The 21,951-nt window shown below is 43.3% G+C and carries 18 protein-coding genes; 4 read left to right on the top strand and 14 right to left on the bottom strand.

The genetic code is table 11. From position 1 onward, the window contains the following. Positions 1-116: 116 nt before the first annotated feature. The 13 genes from OCU50_RS01625 to OCU50_RS01565 all read right to left on the bottom strand — a co-directional run bounded on the left by OCU50_RS01625 (position 117) and on the right by OCU50_RS01565 (position 13,588). Positions 117-593 carry a type II secretion system protein gene (locus tag OCU50_RS01625; protein ID WP_060467084.1) on the bottom strand — a complete coding sequence of 159 codons (477 nt, stop codon included), beginning with the start codon at positions 591-593 and terminating at the stop codon, positions 117-119. Between the two features lie 37 nt (positions 594-630). After that, entirely contained in the window at positions 631-1,206 is a 576-nt protein-coding gene (locus OCU50_RS01620) for a prepilin-type N-terminal cleavage/methylation domain-containing protein (RefSeq protein WP_060467083.1), read from the bottom strand. A 79-nt stretch (positions 1,207-1,285) separates the two neighbouring features. Further along, positions 1,286-1,741 (bottom strand): hypothetical protein, encoded by a 456-nt coding sequence (locus tag OCU50_RS01615; protein ID WP_060467082.1) that lies wholly within the window; start codon positions 1,739-1,741, stop codon positions 1,286-1,288. A 3-nt stretch (positions 1,742-1,744) separates the two neighbouring features. Further along, on the bottom strand, positions 1,745-2,968 hold the full coding sequence (locus OCU50_RS01610; protein WP_060467081.1) for a type II secretion system F family protein: 1,224 nt from the start codon (positions 2,966-2,968) through the stop codon (positions 1,745-1,747). A gap of 12 nt (positions 2,969-2,980) precedes the next feature. After that, the gene (mshE, locus tag OCU50_RS01605; RefSeq protein WP_060467080.1) at positions 2,981-4,705 is read right to left on the bottom strand and encodes an MSHA fimbrial ATPase MshE; all 1,725 of its coding nucleotides are present in this window, start codon (positions 4,703-4,705) and stop codon (positions 2,981-2,983) included. Then, on the bottom strand, positions 4,695-5,867 hold the full coding sequence (locus OCU50_RS01600) for a tetratricopeptide repeat protein (RefSeq protein WP_060467079.1): 1,173 nt from the start codon (positions 5,865-5,867) through the stop codon (positions 4,695-4,697). Before OCU50_RS01600 ends, mshE begins: the two co-directional genes overlap by 11 nt. A 2-nt stretch (positions 5,868-5,869) precedes the next feature. Further along, positions 5,870-6,709: an ExeA family protein gene (locus tag OCU50_RS01595; RefSeq protein ID WP_060467078.1), complete on the bottom strand. Its 840-nt coding sequence runs from the start codon at positions 6,707-6,709 to the stop codon at positions 5,870-5,872. Positions 6,710-6,762: 53 nt separating this feature from the next. Continuing rightward, positions 6,763-8,400 (bottom strand): pilus (MSHA type) biogenesis protein MshL, encoded by a 1,638-nt coding sequence (gene mshL, locus OCU50_RS01590; protein ID WP_060467077.1) that lies wholly within the window; start codon positions 8,398-8,400, stop codon positions 6,763-6,765. 15 nt (positions 8,401-8,415) lie between these two features. Then, on the bottom strand, positions 8,416-8,748 hold the full coding sequence (locus tag OCU50_RS01585) for a hypothetical protein (protein ID WP_060467076.1): 333 nt from the start codon (positions 8,746-8,748) through the stop codon (positions 8,416-8,418). Then, entirely contained in the window at positions 8,741-9,388 is a 648-nt protein-coding gene (gene gspM / locus OCU50_RS01580) for a type II secretion system protein GspM (RefSeq protein WP_082710314.1), read from the bottom strand. Before gspM ends, OCU50_RS01585 begins: the two co-directional genes overlap by 8 nt. After that, positions 9,388-10,830, bottom strand: a complete 1,443-nt coding sequence (locus OCU50_RS01575) for a hypothetical protein (RefSeq protein WP_060467074.1) — start codon at positions 10,828-10,830, stop codon at positions 9,388-9,390. The genes gspM and OCU50_RS01575 overlap by 1 nt, the downstream gene beginning before the upstream one ends. Before the next feature lie 2 nt (positions 10,831-10,832). After that, entirely contained in the window at positions 10,833-12,848 is a 2,016-nt protein-coding gene (gene csrD / locus OCU50_RS01570; RefSeq protein ID WP_060467073.1) for an RNase E specificity factor CsrD, read from the bottom strand. A gap of 176 nt (positions 12,849-13,024) precedes the next feature. Beyond that, positions 13,025-13,588: a single-stranded DNA-binding protein gene (locus OCU50_RS01565; RefSeq protein WP_017055929.1), complete on the bottom strand. Its 564-nt coding sequence runs from the start codon at positions 13,586-13,588 to the stop codon at positions 13,025-13,027. A gap of 278 nt (positions 13,589-13,866) precedes the next feature. Here OCU50_RS01565 and OCU50_RS01560 point away from each other — a divergent pair, with 278 nt between their 5' ends. From OCU50_RS01560 to OCU50_RS01545, 4 genes are all read left to right on the top strand, one after another. Further along, positions 13,867-14,514 (top strand): LuxR C-terminal-related transcriptional regulator, encoded by a 648-nt coding sequence (locus OCU50_RS01560; protein WP_060467072.1) that lies wholly within the window; start codon positions 13,867-13,869, stop codon positions 14,512-14,514. A 160-nt stretch (positions 14,515-14,674) separates the two neighbouring features. Then, entirely contained in the window at positions 14,675-15,547 is an 873-nt protein-coding gene (gene galU, locus OCU50_RS01555) for a UTP--glucose-1-phosphate uridylyltransferase GalU (protein WP_060467071.1), read from the top strand. A 149-nt stretch (positions 15,548-15,696) separates the two neighbouring features. Further along, positions 15,697-18,528: an excinuclease ABC subunit UvrA gene (gene uvrA, locus OCU50_RS01550; RefSeq protein WP_060467070.1), complete on the top strand. Its 2,832-nt coding sequence runs from the start codon at positions 15,697-15,699 to the stop codon at positions 18,526-18,528. A gap of 96 nt (positions 18,529-18,624) precedes the next feature. Next, entirely contained in the window at positions 18,625-20,424 is a 1,800-nt protein-coding gene (locus OCU50_RS01545; RefSeq protein WP_060467069.1) for a PglL family O-oligosaccharyltransferase, read from the top strand. 222 nt (positions 20,425-20,646) lie between these two features. On the opposite strand, the gene OCU50_RS01540 is transcribed toward OCU50_RS01545, so the two are convergent. Further along, positions 20,647-21,792 (bottom strand): pyridoxal-phosphate-dependent aminotransferase family protein, encoded by a 1,146-nt coding sequence (locus OCU50_RS01540; protein WP_060467068.1) that lies wholly within the window; start codon positions 21,790-21,792, stop codon positions 20,647-20,649. Between the last annotated feature and the right edge of the window lie 159 nt (positions 21,793-21,951).

Genomic DNA, 21,951 nt, shown 5'->3' with positions numbered 1-21,951 from the left:
ACTGATTATACAAGATAACGAAGCTTACGATGTTATGTATATGAATCGTTTTGATATTTGTGTGTTGTAGATAGAAAAAAGGCCAGCAGGTGCTGGCCTTAACAAATTTCAAATAACTATGGCGCCGCCGTACATTCAGCAGCTGTCTCAGTAACTGTAATCACTGGGGGAGTATTTGCATCTTTTGCTTCAGTATATTTAACACAGCTAGTTTTATAGTCTTTAATACCAAACGTTACAATAGTGCCCGCTGTAACATCTTTAATAAACGTAAAGTCTTCATCAGTACCAATGCCTTGAACGATTGCGGCAATAGCTGTAGACGATGCTTCAGGGTAACCAAATGCTACATTAATTGTTGTATTACCAGCACTAACGGCTCCAGATGTATTTGACTCGATACCTGCAATAGCTGATTTACCGTAAATAATACCAGATGCACCTTGAATTGAACCTTTTAAGCCCTCTAGAGTCGCATTTTTCGCATCATCTTGCAGGTTTAGGAAACGTGGTGCCGCCGTTACAGCAAGAATACCTAGAATAACAATTACAACCACTAGTTCGATTAGGGTGAAACCGCCTTGTCTTTTCATAGTTTAGCTCTCTCTCTATGTTTAATTTTACGCAGACTTACTGCAAAGTTACGGTCACACGACCAGTTTTAATTTCGTAAACAAATTGGTGCTCGGTATTACCTTCTAATTGAATGTAAGTACAGGTTGCATCACCAGAATTCGCTTGCGCTGAATATTTGTAATTTGAATCGCCATCAATTTCATCAACCGTGCCAACTTCTGGCGGATTCTGCAACAAGTTTCTCATTAATTCAGCACAAGTTTCAGAAGAAATATCTCCGGGTGCGACTGAAGAATCGCTATTCAAAGTCCATGGGTAGCCGTCTCGAAAATCAGTATCTTCATTGCTACTGTTCTTTGATCTTGTTAACCAAAAATCAACACCATCATAATCTACAGTATTGTATGTTTCAGCACCGATCTTCTCTGAGGGTCTTGCTTCGGCTTCCCATTGCGCTCTTGCTGATAACACTGCGGTTGCAAAACCACCCGCAACGCCCTCAATACTTGATTTTTTAGCCTCATCAGTCACATCTAAGAAGCGAGGCAAGGCAGCCACTGCCAATAAACCAACAACGACAATTACGACAACTAATTCGACAAGGGAGAAACCCTTTTGATTTTTAAGCATTTTCTACCTACCCATCTAATCACTAACGCGCATTATACATTTGCACACGTATAAAACCATAAAAACAGTGTCAATATATTCACAAAGCCAAAATATTGGCTTTAACACTAAATCGTTCTTTTTTAAGTAATATATCTATCTGATACTGTTCACTATAATGATAACGACAATGAAACTGTATGTTATCACTTTTATCTTCAATACTTGGAGAGCTTAGCCCTAAAATGCTCTCTTGGGGATATAATTGATCCAACCAATAACGGCAATCTCGCGACTCGCCTTGAATCGGCATAAGCCATCCCGTCTGACTATAAACCTTTGATTGTTCGGAGCTGTTTTTTTGCTTATTTCCCTTCAACAAATACTGTTGTTTGTACAAATTGGCTTGCTCTACAATTCGTTTACTCGCCACGATCAATGCAGTGTTGGCCGCTTCTTCTTCCACCGTTTTCCACGCAGAGAGCAACCCTACAATCAGAAAAAGAATAACCACACTCCAGACAGCAAAACGTGAGCGCTGTAGGTTATTTATCATTGATTAGCCTTTGATTGCATCCAACATTCCCCACATTGGTAGGAAGATACCCAGAGCTAAAACCAACACCATACCGGCAACGATGACCAACAAAATGGGTTCGATTCGAGCGGTTAATGTTTTTAAGTCATAATCGACTTCTCGATCATAGTAATCAGACACTTCAAGCAACAGCTCATCAATACGACCGGTTTCTTCACCCACTGAAATCATTTGTATCACCAAAGGTGTAAAAACCTCGCTATTAATCGCCGTTGACGAAACCGTACTACCCGCCTCTATGGCCGATTTCATGGCTTGAACTCTGAGCTCAAGAAAGCGGTTATCTAAGGCTTCAGCCGACAAAGCTAACGATTGGTTTAGTGGTACACCCGCTTTGAGCATCAATGCAAAGGTACGTGAAAATCGCGACAGCAATGCTCGGTTAACGACACCGCCGATTACCGGTATTTTTAGGCGCATTTTATCCCACTTCTCTAGCCCTTTATCTGTCTTAACCCAGGCTTTAAAAGCAAAGATAAGGCCAAAGATCACGCCGAGCATTAGGCCCCAGTAATTGACAAAAAACTCCGACATACCAATCAAGATACGAGTAGGCAGCGGAAGATCGACCCCGAAACGGGCGAACATGCTAGAGAACTGTGGAATTACCTTGATGTTAAGAATGAACATTGCGATCAAGATAAAGCTGATCACGAAGGTTGGATAACGCATCGCGGTCTTGATTCGCTTACGAGTCTCTACCTCTTGTTCATAATACCCAGCAAGTTGTAATAGAGCCTGATCTAAACGACCCGTATTTTCACCAACACCAATCATCGATACAAACAATGGACTGAATGCCTTGGGGTGCATCTGCATCGATGCCGCTAATCCACGACCATTGGTGAGCTCAGCGACGACTTCCTCTAGCGCCGCTTTCAACTGTTTATTTTCGCAATTTTGGGTCAAACCTTTCATCGACCTTAATAATGGAACACCGGCTTTTGTCAGGCTGTATAACTGTCGACAGAACAGAACCAACACCTCAAGAGGGACATTTGGCGAAAACAAGCTAGATACGTCCATATCCAATACAGAGCCGCCACTTTTACCTAGCTTGATAGAGGTGGGAATGATCCCCTTACTCATCAAGCTTTCAGCAGCGAGGTCTTCGTTATTCGCATCCAGTTGACCAGTCACTTGACTGCCATCAGAGCGACGACCTACATAACGATATGTTGGCATATCACTTTCCCTCTACAGATAAATTGGGTCAGTGGCACCGGAAGCATCGCCCTCACCTAGGTGCATGATCTCATCGAGACTCACCACACCTTGCAGAGCCAGCTCCATAGCTGAAGCCAATAGTGGTTTGTAATTTTTGGACTGTCTTGCGGTTTGAGCAAAGCCAACCGCATCATTGGCTCTAAGGGCATCCATCATATTTTGTTCTAGCTCTAACATTTCAAAGACACCAATACGCCCACGGTACCCCGTTAGGTTACAGTTTTGACAGCCACGCCCTTTCATAAATGGCACACCCACTTGATTCGGAAAGCGTACGCTTAGCCATTGCTTGCGCGGTTCATCTAATTCATCCTCAACCTGACAATCGGTGCACACTTTACGAACCAATCGCTGAGCGACCACGGCTCGAACAGCACTCGCCACTAGGTAACCTGGCGCTCCCATATCCATCATGCGCAGCGCACTGTCTACGGCATCATTAGTATGCAGCGTACTTAAGACTAAGTGACCTGTTAATGCAGCCCTTAAACCAATCTCAACGGTTTCATGGTCACGCATCTCACCAATAAGAATGATGTCTGGATCCTGACGCAAAAAAGTTCTCAAAACCGTTGAGAAATCGAGGTTAATTTTAGGGTTGACCTGAACTTGGTTCACACGAGGAAGACGATATTCAACCGGGTCTTCCGCGGTAATGATCTTTTTACCCGGTTCATTCAATTCACTTAAAGCACCATACAAGGTGGTTGTTTTACCTGAGCCTGTAGGGCCGGTAACCAAGATCATGCCGTGCGGACGTCGTAGTTGATGACGAAGGCGAACCAGAAGATCACTCGGTATGCCTGACGCTTCTAATTTACGCAAACCTACTGATTGATTAAGCAGACGCATCACCACCGATTCACCATGTTGAACTGGCATGGTCGACATACGAATATCGACAGATTGACCTTTCGCTCGAATGTTGAATCGACCATCCTGAGGAAGACGCTTTTCTGAGATATCGAGGTTTGCCATCAGTTTTAAACGCAGTACCAGTGCAGAGCCGATATTAACTTCGTTTAATAAAGTTTCATGCAACACACCGTCGATACGCTGACGAAGACGTAGGACGTTAGAATCGGGTTCGATATGGATATCTGAAGCGCCCACTTGAATTGCATCTTCAAATAACGAATTAATTAACTTAACGACGGTGACTTCGTCGCTGTCCTCTTCGGCTATATCAAAATCAAAGGCATCATTGATTTGGTGTTCAGCATCAAGCTGCTCGGCGAAAGAAGCGATCTCTTTGGTTCTTCGATAATAACGGTCAAAACCATCAACCAGTTGCCTTTCAGGAGCGACCACAAACTCTAAAGCGTAATCACCTAACTGGCCAAGCAGTGACTCTTGCGCAAATAGATCCGCAGGATCACTCATTGCAATCCGTAACGTATCGCCTTGGCGCCCAATCACTAATGCACGAAGGCGGCGAGCATGTACTTCGGGTAAAAGCTGAACCGCTTCTACATCGATATTTGCACGGCTAAGATCAATAAGAGGAATGGCAAGTTGTTGCGACAAAAAGCTCAACATTTGTTGCTCAGACAAGAAACCAAGTTCAATGAGTGTGTCGCCAAGCTTACGACCAGTACTTTTCTGAACGACAAGGGCTTGCTCAACTTGAGCTTCGTTAATGATGCCCTCTTCGACGAGCAAATCACCAAGCCTTTTTCTTAATCTAATTTGCATCGCCGTTCTCCTCTAAAACAGTGAGTATGTTTAACCGATCACGCACAAAGCTCTGCGATTGAGAAGAGATTCCGACTCTAGTTAAGGCACCTTGGTATGATTGTTTTGCAGCGGTCAAATCTAGTTGACGCTCTTGCTGAATGGCTAAACCTAACCACCAGCGAGCATTGTCCGAATCGATCTCAACCAACTTTTGATAACTCTCTAATGCAATATCTTCTTGTTGAGATTTTTGACTCAATGCCGCACGCATTGCTAAATAATCTTGGGTAGGGTTCGGCGGCAGGTGGACTAATGGGCTCAACGCGGCTTCTGCTTGATTTGCTTTAACTAACAATTTAGATAAACCTAAGCGTAATTTCTCGCTGTTAGTGTTGAGCTTAATACCCGACTGGAAAAGTTCGTAGGCTTTACGAGTATCGCCTTTACCAAAATAGAGAATAGCGAGTTTCTGGCGAACGTCCTCATTTTGAGGAGTATAACGCAGCGCCTCGGCATAACCTTTCAACGCGCCAGTAAGATCGCTCGCATCCAGTGCTTTTTGAGCGCGCCCTTGTGCATTTTTTGATAATTGTTCATGCGTCAGATTCACTTGTTCAATCAGCATGCCACTATTTTCGGCGCTATCAGAGCCTTCGGCCTCACTAGAGATAGGCGTCGAGTTGTTTTTTGTCACACTCGCAACATACACCGGCTTGGGAATTGCTGGCTTATTTGTTTTTGACGCATTCAAAGGTTTAAGTGCCGTTTGGCGTTGTAATGTTTGGTGCTGTGTTGTTTGAGCGGTATCTGCCACATCAAATGAAACAGCCTTAGTTTGAACACTATTTACCGTCGCTGCTTTTTCTACAGAATGGTTCACTAAATCTAGCGTCACCAACTTTTTGGTGGGAGGTAATATCGCTTGAGTAGCCGTATTCTGTATGTCTCCCGAGCTATCAGAAAGCGCCACTTGGATTTGTGAATCTCGAGTCGATATTGACCTGTCGACGCTAGGGCCTTGCGAGATAGCCCAACCGCTCATTGCTAAACTGAGAGTAAAACCCGCGGCTATCCACACCAAAGGGGATCGCGAGCGGATTTTAGGTACCACGGCCGCTTCAATCGAAGTTGTTGATTTCTTCTTTGCCAATTCAGACAAGGCGTTATTAATGACGCTCATAACTAATTCCAACCCCACAATATTGGCGTTTTAAATTTAGGCTTACACACATCGTATGTCTCATGCATAGCTGAAAAAAGATGTTGGTTATCAATACTTTTCTTCTCTTCACTAAACGAAAGTAACAGAGCCTTGTGACACAGTTGATTAATCAATCTTGGAATACCTAACGATGAGCGACAAATCGCCTTTTTTTGATTCAAACTGAACAGTTCAGGGTTACCGCCAGACTTAGCGATCCGATTATCAATATACGCAACGGTTTCATCGAGCGTAAGCGCCCTCAATGTCGAACTGAACGTGATTCTCTGGCGAAATTGCCTGAGGTGGTAAGCCGCTAATCGAGAGTCCAACTCTGGCTGCCCTAATAGAACAATCTGCAGCAGTTTTTTGTCTTCAGTTTCAAGATTGCCGAACAACCTTAATGTTTCGAGAGCTTCATCCGATAGCGCTTGAGCCTCATCGAGAATCGCGACCACTCTTAACCCGGCGTTGTGCAACTCAATCAACTTATGTTGAATATTGTCGACCAAGGTAGCTTGGTTATCGATAGTCAAACCCAGCTCTTTAGCAACAGCTTGACGTAAGTCTGCACCAGAAAGTACCGGATTTGGCAGGTAAATTAAGGCGGTACAGTCGTGTAAGTGATTGACTAACATCCGGCAAACCATGGTTTTTCCAGTACCCACTTCGCCCGTCACCTTAATCACGCCCTCACCCATTTCCAACGCCGAGATGACCGTTTGAATGGCCTCGAAATGAGGCGCTAAACCATAAAAAAAATCGGTATTCGGCGTTAGTGTAAATGGCAGTTGTTCAAAACCAAAGTGGGCTTGATACATTCGACGCTCCAGCTTAGTGAGACACTGCCAATCTACATTGAGAAAGTGATTGATTACTCTTCATCAGGGAACCACTGCTGTAAAAGATCTCGAGAGCGTTCTAACTCTGTTTGCCAAGTATTCACACCTACGATCGTTGGTTTAAGCAAAATCACAAGCTCCGTTTTTTGAGTCAACTGGTTGGTATTTCGGAACAAATGGCCTAATGCAGGGATATCACCGAGGAATGGAACTTTAGACGTCACATCACTGGTGTTGGATTTCATCAAACCACCAATAACAACCACATCGCCGTCTCGCGCTCGAATCACGGAATCTGATTCACGAATAGAGCTTTTCGCCAACGGAAGTTGTACTAACCCCGTTGTTGAACCTAGGTTCAGCTCTTTCACTTCTTCCTCTACCTCAATCACGGCAGGGTGAACATGTAAGAATACGCTGCCTTTATCGTCTATCTGAGGTGTTACATCTAACGAGATACCAGAGAAGAACGGCGTCAACTCAACTTCAGGAGCCACATTCGCATTGTCACCACTGCCGACCGAGCTTGATAAATCCGTCACGTAGTATTCGTCTGTACCCACTTTTATCACTGCTTTTTGGTTATTCGCAGCCGTTACTCGTGGGCTCGATAGAACATTGAGATCACCTTGAGTATCCATAAAGCTCAATACCGCTTCGAAACTACCGTCTGAAATAGTCACGTTAGTTTGTCCACCAAGTAGAGAACTGATCGCATCTAACGGAGGTAGCGCCTTTGCAGGGCGTTCGATAACCACACCACCGTTACCAATCGACTTAGACAAATTCGACCAACTAATCCCTTGTTGATAGCCATCACTCAAGGTGACTTCCATGATTTTGGCTTCCAAGATGACTTGGCGCTGCAAGCGTTTTTGAGAAATGCCTAAGAACTGACGCACTTCACGAATTTCATCTGGGTAGGCGCGCACGGTAATCACACTGGCTTGTGGCGTAACCACGACACTTTGTCCGTCACCTGAACCAATTAAATGAGCAACCGCCGTTTCCAGTTGTGGCCAAAAATCACTTTCAGATGTCGTTTCAATCTCTGTACCACCATTCGATGTAGAGTTTGATGTGTTAGAAGAGTTTGATGAATTCGACGAGTTAGAGTCGGAGCTTGAAGAGTTCGACGAGCTGTTGTCCGAGTTGGAGATCGTGCCGGTAGTGATGGTCGTCAATGATCGACCAGAACGCTTCACTTGTAAGTAATCAACAGGAATAGTCACAGTACGAAGGCCGGCAGGATAAACCTGAATCACCTTGCCACGCTTTTCAATATCGTAGCCATACATATCCTGAGCAACAGACAGTACTTCATCTAACGTCACATCTGTCAGGTTTAAAGTGAGACTCCCGGTAACGCTTGGGTGAATAGCCGCGCTGTATTCGGTGCCTTTGACTAAGCTAGCAAAAAAGGTTCTCGCCTCAACACCTTTCGCCTGAATACGGAAACGTTTAGCCGTTTCCATTCCCGGTGACATAGCATCAGAGTTAAGCTGAGGCATCAGGTCATCTTGTACCGACGAAGGAAGATCACGAAGCGCTTTGCTATTCGCTTCATTGATCGATTGGTTCAAAGACTCTTTTATCTCAACAGGATCACGGTGCCCCATCGAACAACCGACTAAAGAGGACACTAAGATTGCTACTACAAGTTTACGCATGTCTTCACTCAAACCTTAATTATTCTTAATATCTAAAGAGAACATCTCTAATTTCCACTGCTTAGAGCTTCTCTGCAGAGTGACGTATTCTGGATCTATATTCTTAACTCGATACCCTGTGATCGTTTCCCCTTGGCCGAGAATCTGACCGTTCAGAATCGCATAGCAAGGCGTATCCCCTTTGCAAACAATACTTTCCAATGATGGCAAGCGGTAATGAGTTGACGCCTTTTTAGCTGGCGTTGTTTTTTGCTGTGGCGTTAGCCAACCTAATGGCGCCGTAGGATCTTGTTCGGCCCAAGCCATTGAGCTACTAAAAAGTAAGGACAACAATAACGTTCTAACCACCGATAAACTCCTGTCTTGTGCCTAGCGTGTAAACCTCAAACACCAGTCGAGCTTTAGGGTATTCTTCGACCGAATACTGAAATGTGCGCCAGTAATAGCTCACAGGGAGAGACTCAAGCGATTGAAGGTAAGCTGAAATATCAAAATAGCTGCCCGTCAGTTCCATTCTCACAGGATGAAGAAAGTAACCTGAGTATTCACTAGTTTCTTGATTGTTTGAAATTGCTTCTGGTTTTAACGATTCTAAAGATTCTAGCTTAAGCCCACTGCCTGCATTAAGGACACTTTCCAGCAACTGCGACATTTGAGAGGGAGAGATCAGTCCATCCACTACCTCGGCTAACTGAAGCGACAGTTCTTGGCTCTCCACTAGCAGTTTTTTATACTCAAGATTAATGTCTTTGTCGGGGTCTCTATTGAGTTTCGCTTGCAGCACAAGCAACTCACCTTGCTGTCTTTGATTCGACTGGCTAAGGCTCATTAATTGATTTTCTTTAGCTTGCAACTCGTTATAAGCTGGCTCAACCACTAAGCTAAATAGCAACATGAATAAGCCAACAAAACCACACACAAAAAGTAGCCACTTCTCTCTCTGACTTAATGCAAGAAACTTATCGCTAAGCTGATTCCACTGTTGCACTATTTACTCTCCCTGCGAGTATTTAATTCAAACGTAACAACATCTTGGTCATTGCGGCCTATCTTTAACTTTTCAAAAGCACGCCCAACAAGATTCAGTTCACTTTTAAACTGACCAATCCAGTTAGGAACGACCTTTGCGTTACGAGCAAAACCACTAAGATCTAAAGTATTGTGAGTCATGTAGATCTGCGAAAGCGAGATGTCATCTCGGCCCAATTTGGCTAAGGCATTCATGACGCCAGAATACCCGACTTGTTGTGATTGATCGTATTGCCCAACCGCCTTCAACGCCTCTTTCTTTGCCTGAGTCTCACGTTTGAGACGCGCAACGGCCGCCACTTTCTCAGGAGACGGTTTATGCTGAATCAACTTATTATTCAATTGCTTAACTTGTTGGTTAAGTTGGGTCGATTTATGTTGTAAAACCGTAAGCTCTTTATCTAAATTTGACGTTTTATATTGCATCACAAAATAACCACCAAGCAGCAATACACACACAAGCCCCCAACTCGCGGCAACATTTTCTAAAGTGAAAAATTCTTTTTTAGGCCTGAGGTGATCAGGATAAAGATTGACGCTAAACACATCTTTTTCAGCCGCGAGTTTAACCAACAAGCTCTCTGAATTTTCGCGCTCTTCTTCAACTAATAAAGAAACCGTCGAACTTAGTGTGTTATTTAACGCGTCTTGTAATTCCGCTTCATCCTCTTCATCACAGCAAATTTTCAGTTGATGAAGTTGAGTACCTTTAATTTGAGAAGAAAGGTAATCAATCGAACGTTGAAGCTCTAAAGCAAGCCCATCTAACTGTAAAGCACTTGATGCTACACCGGTTAAAGGTGGGACTACACTGCGGATTGTTCTTTGAAAACAAACGGTATTTTCAACAAATGCGCCCAACTTAAAGTGCGTGTTAGCACTACGCTGTAAAAGAAGAAAATTAGAAAGTTCACCGGCACTGCCACCCCATATTTCATCTTCAGGGACAACACCTTTAAGCTCAACTTGTGCAGCAAGAGTGATCTTCACTAACTTATCTAACAGTTTTTTGGGCAAAACATAGGCTTGTAACTTGTTCGACGTGGGCAGCGCAACCGCACTCGCCGTAATCTCTGTCACTCTTTCAGAGACAAGATCTTTTAGTAAGAAAGGCAGTGCAACCGACCACTCGCTCTCTGGAATATCCGGTTTATCAATCTGATAAGTTTGGTAATAATTAGCACAGACAATTAATTGGACGCTATTACTGTTAAAAGCTTTACTGCTAAGCGATTCTTTCAGCGCACTTTCCCAATCTCCATTCACCAGAGGGATGCTGGTTACTTGCGGCTCTTGCTCTGTCACTGAAACATAAACAGCATCATTACCTAACATGACAACTTGAGAGCTGCCTTTGTTATTCGTTGGCTTAATCTTGTCTAAAATCGCTTTAAAATTCATGCTTAGCTACTACTCTTGCGCCATCGGTTTCTTCGACCAACTTTCACAACAGATTCAGTTTTCACTGCCTTTGCTCTTTGATCAGGTAAAGGGATAATTTGTTGTTCTTCGTCGAAATATCGCCCTTGATAGCCGTTAATACCTAACTCTATCAGGGTATTCTTTTCTTGTTTTGTTTCGACTCCCACCGCAATCACTTGAGTAGGTGAGTCACCGCATGCCCCAATTAAACTGCGGACAAACAATTGATTCTCATGCCGTTGATCTATTCTCTTAATCAAACTTCGATGAAGCTTAATATAATTAACCTTTAAATCTTTGATGTAGTGAGTGCTAACGATGGTTCGCCCAGCTTGACCAGCAATAACTTTACACCCTAATCCCCTCAACATCTTTGCTACTGGTCTCATATAATCAAGATGAGCAATGAGATGCCCTTCTGGAAACTCAAAAGCAAGCTGAGCCCGATGCTGAGTGGAAAGCTGTAATAGTTCGTTCCTGAACCACTTAAAATACTGTTTATTCGCAAAGGGAGAGACACTCAAGTTAACCGAATAATTGATAGGTTGGGTTGATTCTTTCAACGAGGTCAACACAACCTTCAGAACCGATTGATCCATTAGAGCTTGATAACCCACTTGCTCTACCGCAGGCATAAATCGAGATGATTTCAATAAGCCTTTATCTGGATCCTGAATCCTAGTAAATATTTCTCTATGCAATTCATTAACTTGACCACGTTCTGACATAAGATAACATCGCTGAACAAAGATTACTAAATTTTCAGGAAGCAGAGCTTTATCAAGTAATGTTCTCCAACGAACACTGCCTCTATCAAGTTCGTTTTTATTTAACTTAGGGTAGCGGCTCCAGTTGTTAATACGCTCCAACTGGGCACTTTTTAGTGCGGTTTCCGTTTCATCCATAACCTGACTATGTCGCTCACCTTCTACATACATGGTTACACCAATATGACACCAATTATCAGGTTCCAGAGGCTCGGGGGGAGTTAGCTTGCTTAACTGCCTCAAACATTGAGCTGCGAGCGTAGCAATGTCTTTTGTTCCTTGATGAGGGATAAACACAGCGAAATCCGCTTCGTAATAGCGAGAAAAAATGACATCAGGATAGCGTTGAACAATATTAGACAGTACCTGACCAACCTCAATAATAAAGCCATCAGTCACTTGCTTGTCATTAATATCACATACCTGTTCCCATTCGCCGATACGAATCAATAAGACCCCTCCCCGAGCACCGCTTTCATGCAGTGCTGATTCCAGTTTATTGTCAAATAAGACTCGGTTTGCCGTTCCTGTGAGTTTATCTAAAAAGGTATGCGTACGAATAAAGGTATCAAAACGGCTTCTTTCTTGACGAGCATCTTGCAACTCTTCTATCAATACATCTAAAGCTTCACTTGCCGTATAAGGCCATTCACGCTCATCCCCTTTTGCATGCGCTTCAACCTGCCCTGCGAGGATCATTCTTCCTCGCTCTTCCAACATTTCAGAACCCATTAACTGCTCTTTCAACCATCGAACACCGCGAGCCAAGCAGAAAATAATCAAAACAACCGCTAAAGTAATCGACCACATCGCCTCCATTGAGTAGCTATAACCGATGTAAGGAGGCAGCGCCTTAAATTCGATTCGATAGCCTTCATTCCTTTCTAAAACAAAGGTTTTCTCATATAGGCGATTAGGATCAATTTGTGGGGAGGTATCTTTGAAACGATAGACGATGCCGCTCTTGTTCGAGAGTTTCATCTCAACAATATTACTGGCTTGCAACATCTTAGGCATCCAACGTTGCATCGAATACGCGGCGTCTGGATCTTCCATCTCTCGATCGACAACGTCGACAATACCCACCAAATAATGGTCTAAATAGTCCTGCCCAAGACGCTTAAACGAAAGAGTGCCACCTATAAAAAGAATGAACATCGCACTGATCACTATCACAGTGACAAATGCGACCAGTCGGGTGCTCAATTTTAGTGTGGGGGTATATCTCATGAATAACGAAATCCTTTTCAACTCATATTATACCGTATTGCTACTTATACTATAAATTGAGGTTCTAAATAAAGCATTGATAATTATAGTTAATAAAAAAGCAGGTAATAAAAAACCGCGATAAACGCGGCTTTTTCCAATTCAGTACTGTCTTTATAATATATTAAAAACGTTGACTAGAACGGGATGTCATCATCAAAATCCATTGGCGGCTCATTATATTGAGGTTGAGCCTGCTGAGGAGCTTGCTGGGGTGCTTTAGGCTGCTGTTGAGCAGGAGCACTGTACTGTTGTTGTGATTGCTGCTGTTGTTGTGGCTGCTGTGGTTGACCCCAACCACCTTGCTGTTGGTTACCCATACCACCTTGAGCAGGAGCACCGCCTTGAGCACGGCCACCAAGCATTTGCATGACACCGTTGAACCCTTGAACAACCACTTCAGTCGTGTAGCGATCTTGACCGCTTTGATCTTGCCATTTACGAGTCTGAAGTTGACCTTCAATGTAAACTTGAGACCCTTTACGTAGGTATTCACCAGCAACTTCCGCCAGTTTTCCAAACAGAGCAACACGGTGCCATTCTGTTTTTTCACGCTGTTCGCCAGTTGCTTTGTCACGCCATGACTCTGACGTTGCAATGGTAATGTTCGCTACAGCACTGCCACTTGGCATGTAACGAATTTCAGGGTCATTACCTAGGTTACCCACTAATATAACTTTGTTAACTCCACGGCTAGCCATGATTTGCTCCGTCTAAATTCATAGTATCAGAAATTTTTAGCGCACAAGAATAGCATGCTTTTCTGCAGTGATAAATCGCATTCCTATTCTCACGCGACAACAAAGAATAAAAACGTAACAAATCATGATATTCAGAGCGATGTTGCTTTTTTCTCCACTTACAAACCACTCATTTACTTTTAGAATTGATATTCAACGCAAGACACAACGATGTCGCTAGAGAAGCCTATCCGTGCATGACAACGTGAAATCTCATTCCATTAATACAAGGTATTTCAATGAGAAAATCTCGATATGCTCGCACTTTACACTTTCTGTGCATCGATCCCAGCGACACTCACCTACACATAAAAGCGGTAGAAAAGCATTTGTCTATTCCTCTCTACAAAATGACAACGGACGATTTGATGCTAGTAGATAGGAAACAGAGCAACCGTATCCTACTCGTCGATTACAAAGCGGTGCCACAATTACTTGCTGTATTCCCTAACTTGTACGTTATATGGAAAAATAATGAGATCATTTTATTTAATGTTCCGCAACAGCTTCCTACCTCGGAACTCCTTAACTATGGCGTACTAAAAGGGTTATTTTATGATTCCGAGAAAAAAATCAAAATAGCAAAAGGGCTTCGAGAGGTCATTGATGGTGATAACTGGTTACCGAGAAAGGTAACAAACCAACTGCTATTTTATTACCGCAACATGGTCAACACCAACACGACACCCACGAATGTCGATTTAACCATCCGAGAGATCCAAGTTATTCGCTGTCTTCAATCAGGTTCATCAAACACTCAGATAGCCGATGATTTATTTATTAGCGAGTTCACCGTCAAATCTCATCTCTATCAGATATTTCGCAAGTTAGCGGTTAAAAATAGAGTCCAAGCAATTGCTTGGGCAAATCAGAACTTACTTGCATAATGAAGCGAGCACTTAAACTGATGATAATTTAGAGGTAAATTCTAGTAAACCATACGTTTTGTTGCTGAATTGCATACAGAACTTATGCTAGAGTTGCCCTCATAAATATCAACTACTCAAGTTGAATTAATAATTATTATTATAGATAAAGGGTCTTACCATGATCAAAAAGTGCCTTTTCCCGGCAGCTGGCTACGGTACACGTTTTTTACCTGCAACTAAGTCAATGCCGAAAGAGATGATGCCTGTAGTAAACAAACCTCTGATTGAATACGGTGTTGAAGAAGCGATCGAAGCGGGTATGGATGGAATGTGTATTGTTACCGGCCGTGGTAAGCATTCATTGATGGATCACTTTGACAAGAACTACGAGCTTGAACACCAAATTAGTGGTACCAATAAAGAAGACCTGCTGATCAATATTCGTGAGACAATTGAAGCTGCAAACTTCACGTATATTCGCCAACGTGAAATGAGAGGCCTCGGTCACGCTATATTGACCGGTCGCGAACTCGTTGGTGATGAACCATTTGCAGTTGTGCTTGCCGATGACCTTTGTGTCAATGAGCAACAAGGCGTGTTGGCTCAAATGGTTTCTTTATACAAGCAATTTCGCTGCTCAATTGTTGCAGTACAAGAAGTTCCAGAAGAAGAGACACACAAATACGGTGTGATTTCTGGTGAGATGATCAAAGACGATCTATTCCGTGTCGATGACATGGTAGAAAAGCCAGAAAAAGGAACGGCGCCAAGTAATCTAGCGATCATTGGCCGCTATATTCTCACTCCAGATATCTTTGAGTTAATCGAACAAACAGAACCAGGTAAAGGCGGCGAGATTCAAATTACCGACGCATTGCTAAAACAAGCAAAAGCGGGCTGTGTATTGGCTTACAAATTTAAAGGTCAACGTTTTGACTGCGGCAGCGTTGAAGGCTACATAGAAGCAACCAACTACTGCTTTGAGAACCTATACAAGAAAGACCAGAAGCAAATCGAGTTAGGTAAACACTCAACAAAGAAAGAAGCATAACTACTGGTGTAATACATAGCGTTTCGAATTATAAAAGGGTGACTCTTTGAGTCACCCTTTTTGTTTACTGTTTTTTTATCCAGTAAAACTTTGCACAAATCTCACTCTATGTAATACTTTAGCCACTGAAAATTACACGGTCTATTGAGATGGATAAAATAGAAATAAGGGGCGCTCGTACGCACAACCTAAAAGACGTCAACCTAACCATTCCTCGTGACAAATTAATTGTTATCACAGGACTATCAGGGTCGGGAAAATCGTCACTTGCGTTTGACACCCTTTATGCAGAAGGACAACGTCGTTATGTTGAATCCCTGTCAGCTTACGCTCGTCAGTTTCTTTCTCTTATGGAAAAGCCCGATGTCGATCACATCGAAGGGTTATCTCCAGCCATCTCAATAGAGCAAAAATCGACCTCTCACAATCCTCGTTCCACTGTCGGCACCATCACTGAAGTGTATGACTACCTCAGATTACTTTATGCACGAGTTGGTGAACCACGCTGTCCTGACCACAACACGCCTCTAGCAGCGCAAACCATCAGTCAAATGGTCGATAAAGTGTTGGATCTCCCTGAAGGTTCAAAGATGATGCTAATGGCACCTATCGTCAAAGAGCGCAAAGGTGAGCATGTAAAAACATTGGAAAACCTAGCAGCTCAAGGTTTTATCCGTGCTCGAATTGATGGTGAAACCTGTGATTTATCCGATCCGCCCACTCTTGAACTTCATAAAAAGCACACCATTGAAGTCGTGGTAGATAGATTCAAAGTTCGTCCAGACCTTCAGCAACGTTTAGCGGAATCATTTGAGACAACACTAGAGCTTTCTGGTGGCATTGCCGTGGTTGGTTGGATGGATGACCAAGAACAAGAAGAGATCATGTTCTCTGCAAACTTTGCTTGCCCTAAGTGTGGCTACAGTATGCAAGAGCTTGAGCCGCGTCTATTTTCATTTAACAACCCTGCCGGTGCATGTGGCACTTGTGATGGCCTTGGCATTCAACAATACTTTGACCCAAGCCGAGTGATTTTAGATGAAAATCTAAGTATTGCAGAAGGCGCAATTAAAGGTTGGGATCAAAAGAATTATTACTATTTTCAGATGCTCACATCACTATCAGAACATTATGGTTTTGATCTTTATGCACCGTTTAATTCCCTTCCTAAAAAGACTCAAGAGATCATTCTTAAAGGCTCTGGCCGCACCGAAGTGGAATTCAAATACATCAATGATCGTGGTGATATTCGAGTCAAGCGCCATCCATTTGAAGGTATTCTCAATACTTTAGAGCGTCGTTATCATGACACCGAGTCTAGCGCGGTGCGTGAAGACTTAGCGAAATACATTTCGACCAAGTCTTGCTCTAGTTGTAGTGGAACTCGCTTGAGGCTAGAAGCTAGAAATGTATTTATTGGTGACACGACATTGCCAGAGATCGTTGAGCTCAGTATTGCCGACGCATTGCAATTTTTCCAAACCTTGTCGCTTAGCGGTCAGCGTGGACAGATCGCCGAAAAGGTAATGAAAGAAATCAATGACCGCCTGCACTTCTTAGTTAACGTTGGTTTGAATTATCTCAACCTATCGCGCAGTGCTGAAACGCTATCAGGTGGCGAAGCACAACGAATTCGCTTAGCAAGTCAAATAGGTGCGGGCTTAGTTGGCGTGATGTATGTACTCGATGAACCGTCTATCGGCCTCCACCAGCGCGACAACGAACGCCTCCTTCAAACCTTAGTACATCTGAGAGACTTAGGTAATACCGTACTTGTCGTTGAGCACGATGAAGATGCTATCCGTTGTGCCGACCATGTGATCGATATCGGCCCAGGTGCCGGTGTTCATGGTGGTCACGTGGTTGCCGAAGGTACTATGCAAGATATCATCGACAATCCGAATTCTTTAACAGGCCAATACCTAAGCGGCGTTAAAGAAATTGCCGTACCAAAAGAAAGAACGCCAATCGATAGAAAGAAAGTCGTAGAGATCATAGGCGCAACAGGTAACAACCTGAAAAATATCACCGCCACCATTCCGGTAGGCTTATTTAGCTGTATTACAGGAGTATCTGGTTCAGGTAAATCAACACTGATCAACGATACCTTCTTTAAAGTTGCTCACACCCTACTCAATGGTGCAACCACAGCGGTAGCTGCGCCACATAAGAAAATTAAAGGGTTAGAACACTTTGATAAGGTGATCGATATTGATCAAAGCCCTATTGGTCGTACGCCAAGATCAAACCCAGCGACCTACACTGGAATCTTCACTCCAATTCGGGAGTTGTTTGCAGGCACTCAAGAATCACGCTCTCGTGGTTATAAGCCGGGGCGATTCAGCTTTAACGTTCGAGGTGGACGCTGCGAAGCGTGTCAGGGCGATGGTGTTATTAAGGTAGAAATGCACTTCTTACCGGATGTCTATGTACCGTGTGATGTATGTAAAGGTAAGCGCTATAACCGTGAAACGTTAGAAGTTCGTTACAAGGGTAAAACCATTGACGAGGTTCTGGAGATGACGGTTGAGGATGCTCGCGAGTTCTTTAATCCAGTGCCAGTGATTGCGCGTAAACTGCAAACGCTAATGGATGTGGGTCTTTCTTACATTCGCTTGGGTCAAGCAGCAACCACCTTATCAGGCGGTGAAGCACAGCGAGTTAAATTAGCGCGTGAGCTGTCTAAACGCGATACAGGGAAAACCTTATACATCTTGGATGAACCGACAACAGGGCTGCATTTCCACGATATTCAGCAGCTGTTAACGGTACTGCATAGACTGCGTGATCACGGTAATACTGTTGTGGTGATTGAGCATAACCTTGACGTAATCAAAACCGCAGATTGGATCTTAGACTTAGGTCCTGAAGGTGGTCAAGGCGGTGGTGAAATCGTTGCAGAAGGTACACCTGAAGATGTGGCGTTAGTCGAAAGTTCGCATACTGCCCACTTCCTTAAGCCTATGTTAAATTTAAACTAGGTGTAAAATAGCCCCCAACGAACAGACATAAAAATGTTAAAGTAACAGAGCTTGTTTCATAAGGAACAAGCTCTGTTTTTATAAGGTTAGGGATCTATGGCAACAATACATACTAGCGGCACCCAGCTAGAAAATCAGATAAACCAGCTACCGCTAAACAAAGCATTTATTGCTTCTTTAGCTGTCGTATTCTTGTTGGCCATGCACTTTTTCATGCCTAACCCTGGTGGTTCAGGCCTTGCTTTATCCTTTAACCCAACCACTTGGTTAGCTCTTAGCTTCACGCTAGCCATTGGTTTTTACCAACTCGCTACAAACCGAGTACTCAAGTATTCCAAATTAACGATTGGCTTTTTGATAAGCTGTATCATACTCACGCTACCAATTTTATACAGCAATGCCGCTCCTCAAGGGGCATCAGGGCGTTTACTTGGATTATGGGCAGGCTTTGCCTTATTCGTAGTGCTTCAGCAATTCAAATTCAGCAATGAGCATAAGCAGCGCATGCTGTGGTTCATTGTGTTAGCCACCGTCCTACAAGCCTTATTTGGGTATGTGCAATATTTTTTATTAGAACCAGGCAACCTGTTTGGTTATAACACTGCGACCAATAGACCTTACGGGATCTTCCAACAACCCAACGTTATGGCCAGCTTCCTAGCAACTGGTTTTGTACTTTCCGCTTATCTGTTAGCCAGGCAGCCGGCTAAATATAATCATAAAATTAGCAAGTCGATTCTACTGTATTTGACCCCAACCTTAACCGTGCCGTTATTGATTATCATCGCATCACGTACTGGTTGGTTAGCAGCTGTAATAGGGTTTATATGTATTCTGCCTTATCTCTACAAATTCTCGACTAAGAAGCGGTTTTACGGTTGGTGTGGATCGGTTTTGGTCGGTATCGTTGTCGCTTTTTCAGTGATTAATCTCAGTGCCACTGATAGTTTAGCGAGTAAAAGAACTCACTTAGAAAGTCCACGAGCTTATACCTTCCCACAAGCACTGGACATGATGGTAGAAAAGCCCTTTACAGGTTATGGCTACGGAAAGTTCGAATCCGAATATACGCTGTATACCGCTCGCCAGCACCAACTCAACTCAAATTACCATCCAGGCCTTCCTTCGATGGACCACCCGCACAATGAAATTCTGTATTGGGGCGTTGAAGGTGGAATTGTTCCGATCCTTGGGCTCTTAATGGCCGCGGCGTTGGTGGTGTTACGCATCATGAGTGCGGCGAAAGGTACGCGTCTAGCACTGTTCGCACTGTTCATTCCGATATTGTTACACTCACAGCTTGAATACCCTTTTTATCATTCCGCTATTCACTGGATTACTTTCATTATTTTGATTTACTGGATCGACCAACGATCTTCCCGACACTACTACCAACAGCCATTTAGTCTCATCAGTAAAACTCTATTTAGAGTGTCGAGTTTAGTGATACCAATCTTGGTAAGCTTTTATATGTTGAGTGCGTTGCACACCAACTATGTACTGACTAAGTTCGAACTGTCTAAGCCTAAAAATCCTGATATCCTCAAACAAGTGACAAATCCTGTGGTTTGGAAGGATCGATATGACTGGGATATATACAGTACTTATCTAAACATTGGTCTCTACAAAGCCGAGCCGAGCCTTATTCAGCCTTATATCGATTGGTCGTTAGAAATCATCCAGAGTAAGCCAAGATCGGCTTTCTATAGCAACCTAATTCTGGCGTATCAAGGGATTGGGGAGGAAAGTAAAGCTGAGCAGATTCGTAGCGAAGCAAAGTTCTTATTTCCAAATAGAGATTTCTCAAAGGTACATTATAAGAAAATTTCAGAAGCTAAAAATAACATCTCTTCTGCCAATGATTTCAAAGTACCTAAAACCAATGTCATGGATTGAGGTTTAGGCGACACACAAAAAAGCGCACGTTCTATCGTGCGCTTTTTTAATCCATATAGAGAAAGGTTATTTTAATACCAATCACAGTAAGTAGATGGTCATAAATAGCGTAGGAAAAAGCTTGAGAACAAGACAGAGGTTTTCGATAAGTAGTTATTCTACAATCAAAATTTCTAACGATGTTATCGAGTATTTTAACAAGCTAGGATGACCAGTTAATTACTACGATTGGTATAAGACATCTTGGAGCGCTTTTAAGCATAAGGCGACGTTCTCTTTTCGAGCACCATAACCCATCAGACCAATACGCCAAGCCTTACCAGCCAATGAACCAAGCCCCGCACCAATCTCAAGATTATATTCTTCCAACAACTGTGTCCTTACCTTAGCTTCATCAATCCCTTCAGGGAAATAAAGTGTATTAAGTTGCGGCAAGCGGCTCTCTTCATCAACGACAAACTTGAGTCCTAATGCTTCAACACCCTCTTTCAACTCTTGATGCATCGCATGGTGACGAGACCACGCATTATCTAAGCCTTCATTTTTCAATAGTACAAGAGCCTCATGCAGCGCATAAAGACTGTTTACAGGTGCAGTATGATGATAGCTACGCTTACCTTCACCACTCCAATAACCTAATACCAAGCTCTGGTCTAGGAACCAGCTTTGTACTGGTGATTGACGCGCCTTCATTTTCTCAACCGCACGCTGAGAGAAAGTCACCGGAGATAGTCCCGGTACACAAGACAGGCACTTTTGGCTGCCAGAATAAACCGCATCAAGCTGCCATTCATCAACCAACAACGGAACACCACCTAACGAGGTTACTGCATCAACAATCGTCAGAGCATTAAACTGACGAGCAATAGCTGAGATAGCTTGAGCATCCGATAACGCTCCAGTAGAGGTCTCTGCATGCACAAATGCGACAGCAACAGCATCGGGGTTTTCTGCCAATGCCTTTTCTACCTTTTCCACCGAGACGGGTTTGCCCCACTCGTCATCAACAAGTATCGCTTCGCCACCACAACGTACAACATTTTCTCGCATGCGCTCGCCGAAAACACCGTTCCGGCAAACAATCACCTTTTCACCAGGCTCAATCAAGTTAACAAAACAGGTTTCCATGCCCGCACTGCCCGGTGCAGAAACGGCAATCGTAAATTCATTTTCAGTTTGGAATGCATACTTAAGAAGTTGTTTAAGCTCATCCATCATCGCAATAAACAACGGATCTAGGTGACCAATCGTCGGACGGCTTAGAGCCTGCAGTACTTGAGGTGAGATATCAGAAGGACCTGGTCCCATTAACGTTCGGTGTGGTGGATAAAAACTATCGATAGCAGTAGTGAGTGTTAAATTAGACATGTGCATCCCTTACGTTAATGTTGTGAACATTCCACCCTAAAGCAAATCGATAACCTCAGCAATTAGCCATAAGTATTGAGGTCAAACCACTGTCACAGAATTGTTAAAATTATTTTTCAATTATCTCAAGTTACGGATTGACATTGTTACCGCAAACAC

It is taken from the genome of Vibrio toranzoniae (assembly GCF_024347655.1).
Classification (GTDB): domain Bacteria; phylum Pseudomonadota; class Gammaproteobacteria; order Enterobacterales; family Vibrionaceae; genus Vibrio; species Vibrio toranzoniae.
Note: the sequence above shows the minus strand (reverse complement) of the source record. Positions and strands in the feature narration are given on the sequence as shown.

Bases quoted from the DNA above. Each gene is read 5' to 3' on its own strand.
- csrD (WP_060467073.1), bottom strand. From the start codon at position 12,848: ATGAGATATACCCCCACACTAAAATTGAGCACCCGACTGGTCGCATTT.
- OCU50_RS01610 (WP_060467081.1), bottom strand. From the start codon at position 2,968: ATGCCAACATATCGTTATGTAGGTCGTCGCTCTGATGGCAGTCAAGTG.
- OCU50_RS01600 (WP_060467079.1), bottom strand. From the start codon at position 5,867: ATGAGCGTCATTAATAACGCCTTGTCTGAATTGGCAAAGAAGAAATCA.
- uvrA (WP_060467070.1), top strand. From the start codon at position 15,697: ATGGATAAAATAGAAATAAGGGGCGCTCGTACGCACAACCTAAAAGAC.
- mshL (WP_060467077.1), bottom strand. From the start codon at position 8,400: ATGCGTAAACTTGTAGTAGCAATCTTAGTGTCCTCTTTAGTCGGTTGT.
- OCU50_RS01545 (WP_060467069.1), top strand. From the start codon at position 18,625: ATGGCAACAATACATACTAGCGGCACCCAGCTAGAAAATCAGATAAAC.
- OCU50_RS01560 (WP_060467072.1), top strand. From the start codon at position 13,867: ATGAGAAAATCTCGATATGCTCGCACTTTACACTTTCTGTGCATCGAT.
- OCU50_RS01565 (WP_017055929.1), bottom strand. From the start codon at position 13,588: ATGGCTAGCCGTGGAGTTAACAAAGTTATATTAGTGGGTAACCTAGGT.
- OCU50_RS01620 (WP_060467083.1), bottom strand. From the start codon at position 1,206: ATGCTTAAAAATCAAAAGGGTTTCTCCCTTGTCGAATTAGTTGTCGTA.
- mshE (WP_060467080.1), bottom strand. From the start codon at position 4,705: ATGCAAATTAGATTAAGAAAAAGGCTTGGTGATTTGCTCGTCGAAGAG.
- galU (WP_060467071.1), top strand. From the start codon at position 14,675: ATGATCAAAAAGTGCCTTTTCCCGGCAGCTGGCTACGGTACACGTTTT.
- OCU50_RS01595 (WP_060467078.1), bottom strand. From the start codon at position 6,709: ATGTATCAAGCCCACTTTGGTTTTGAACAACTGCCATTTACACTAACG.
- OCU50_RS01540 (WP_060467068.1), bottom strand. From the start codon at position 21,792: ATGTCTAATTTAACACTCACTACTGCTATCGATAGTTTTTATCCACCA.
- OCU50_RS01575 (WP_060467074.1), bottom strand. From the start codon at position 10,830: ATGAATTTTAAAGCGATTTTAGACAAGATTAAGCCAACGAATAACAAA.
- OCU50_RS01625 (WP_060467084.1), bottom strand. From the start codon at position 593: ATGAAAAGACAAGGCGGTTTCACCCTAATCGAACTAGTGGTTGTAATT.
- OCU50_RS01615 (WP_060467082.1), bottom strand. From the start codon at position 1,741: ATGATAAATAACCTACAGCGCTCACGTTTTGCTGTCTGGAGTGTGGTT.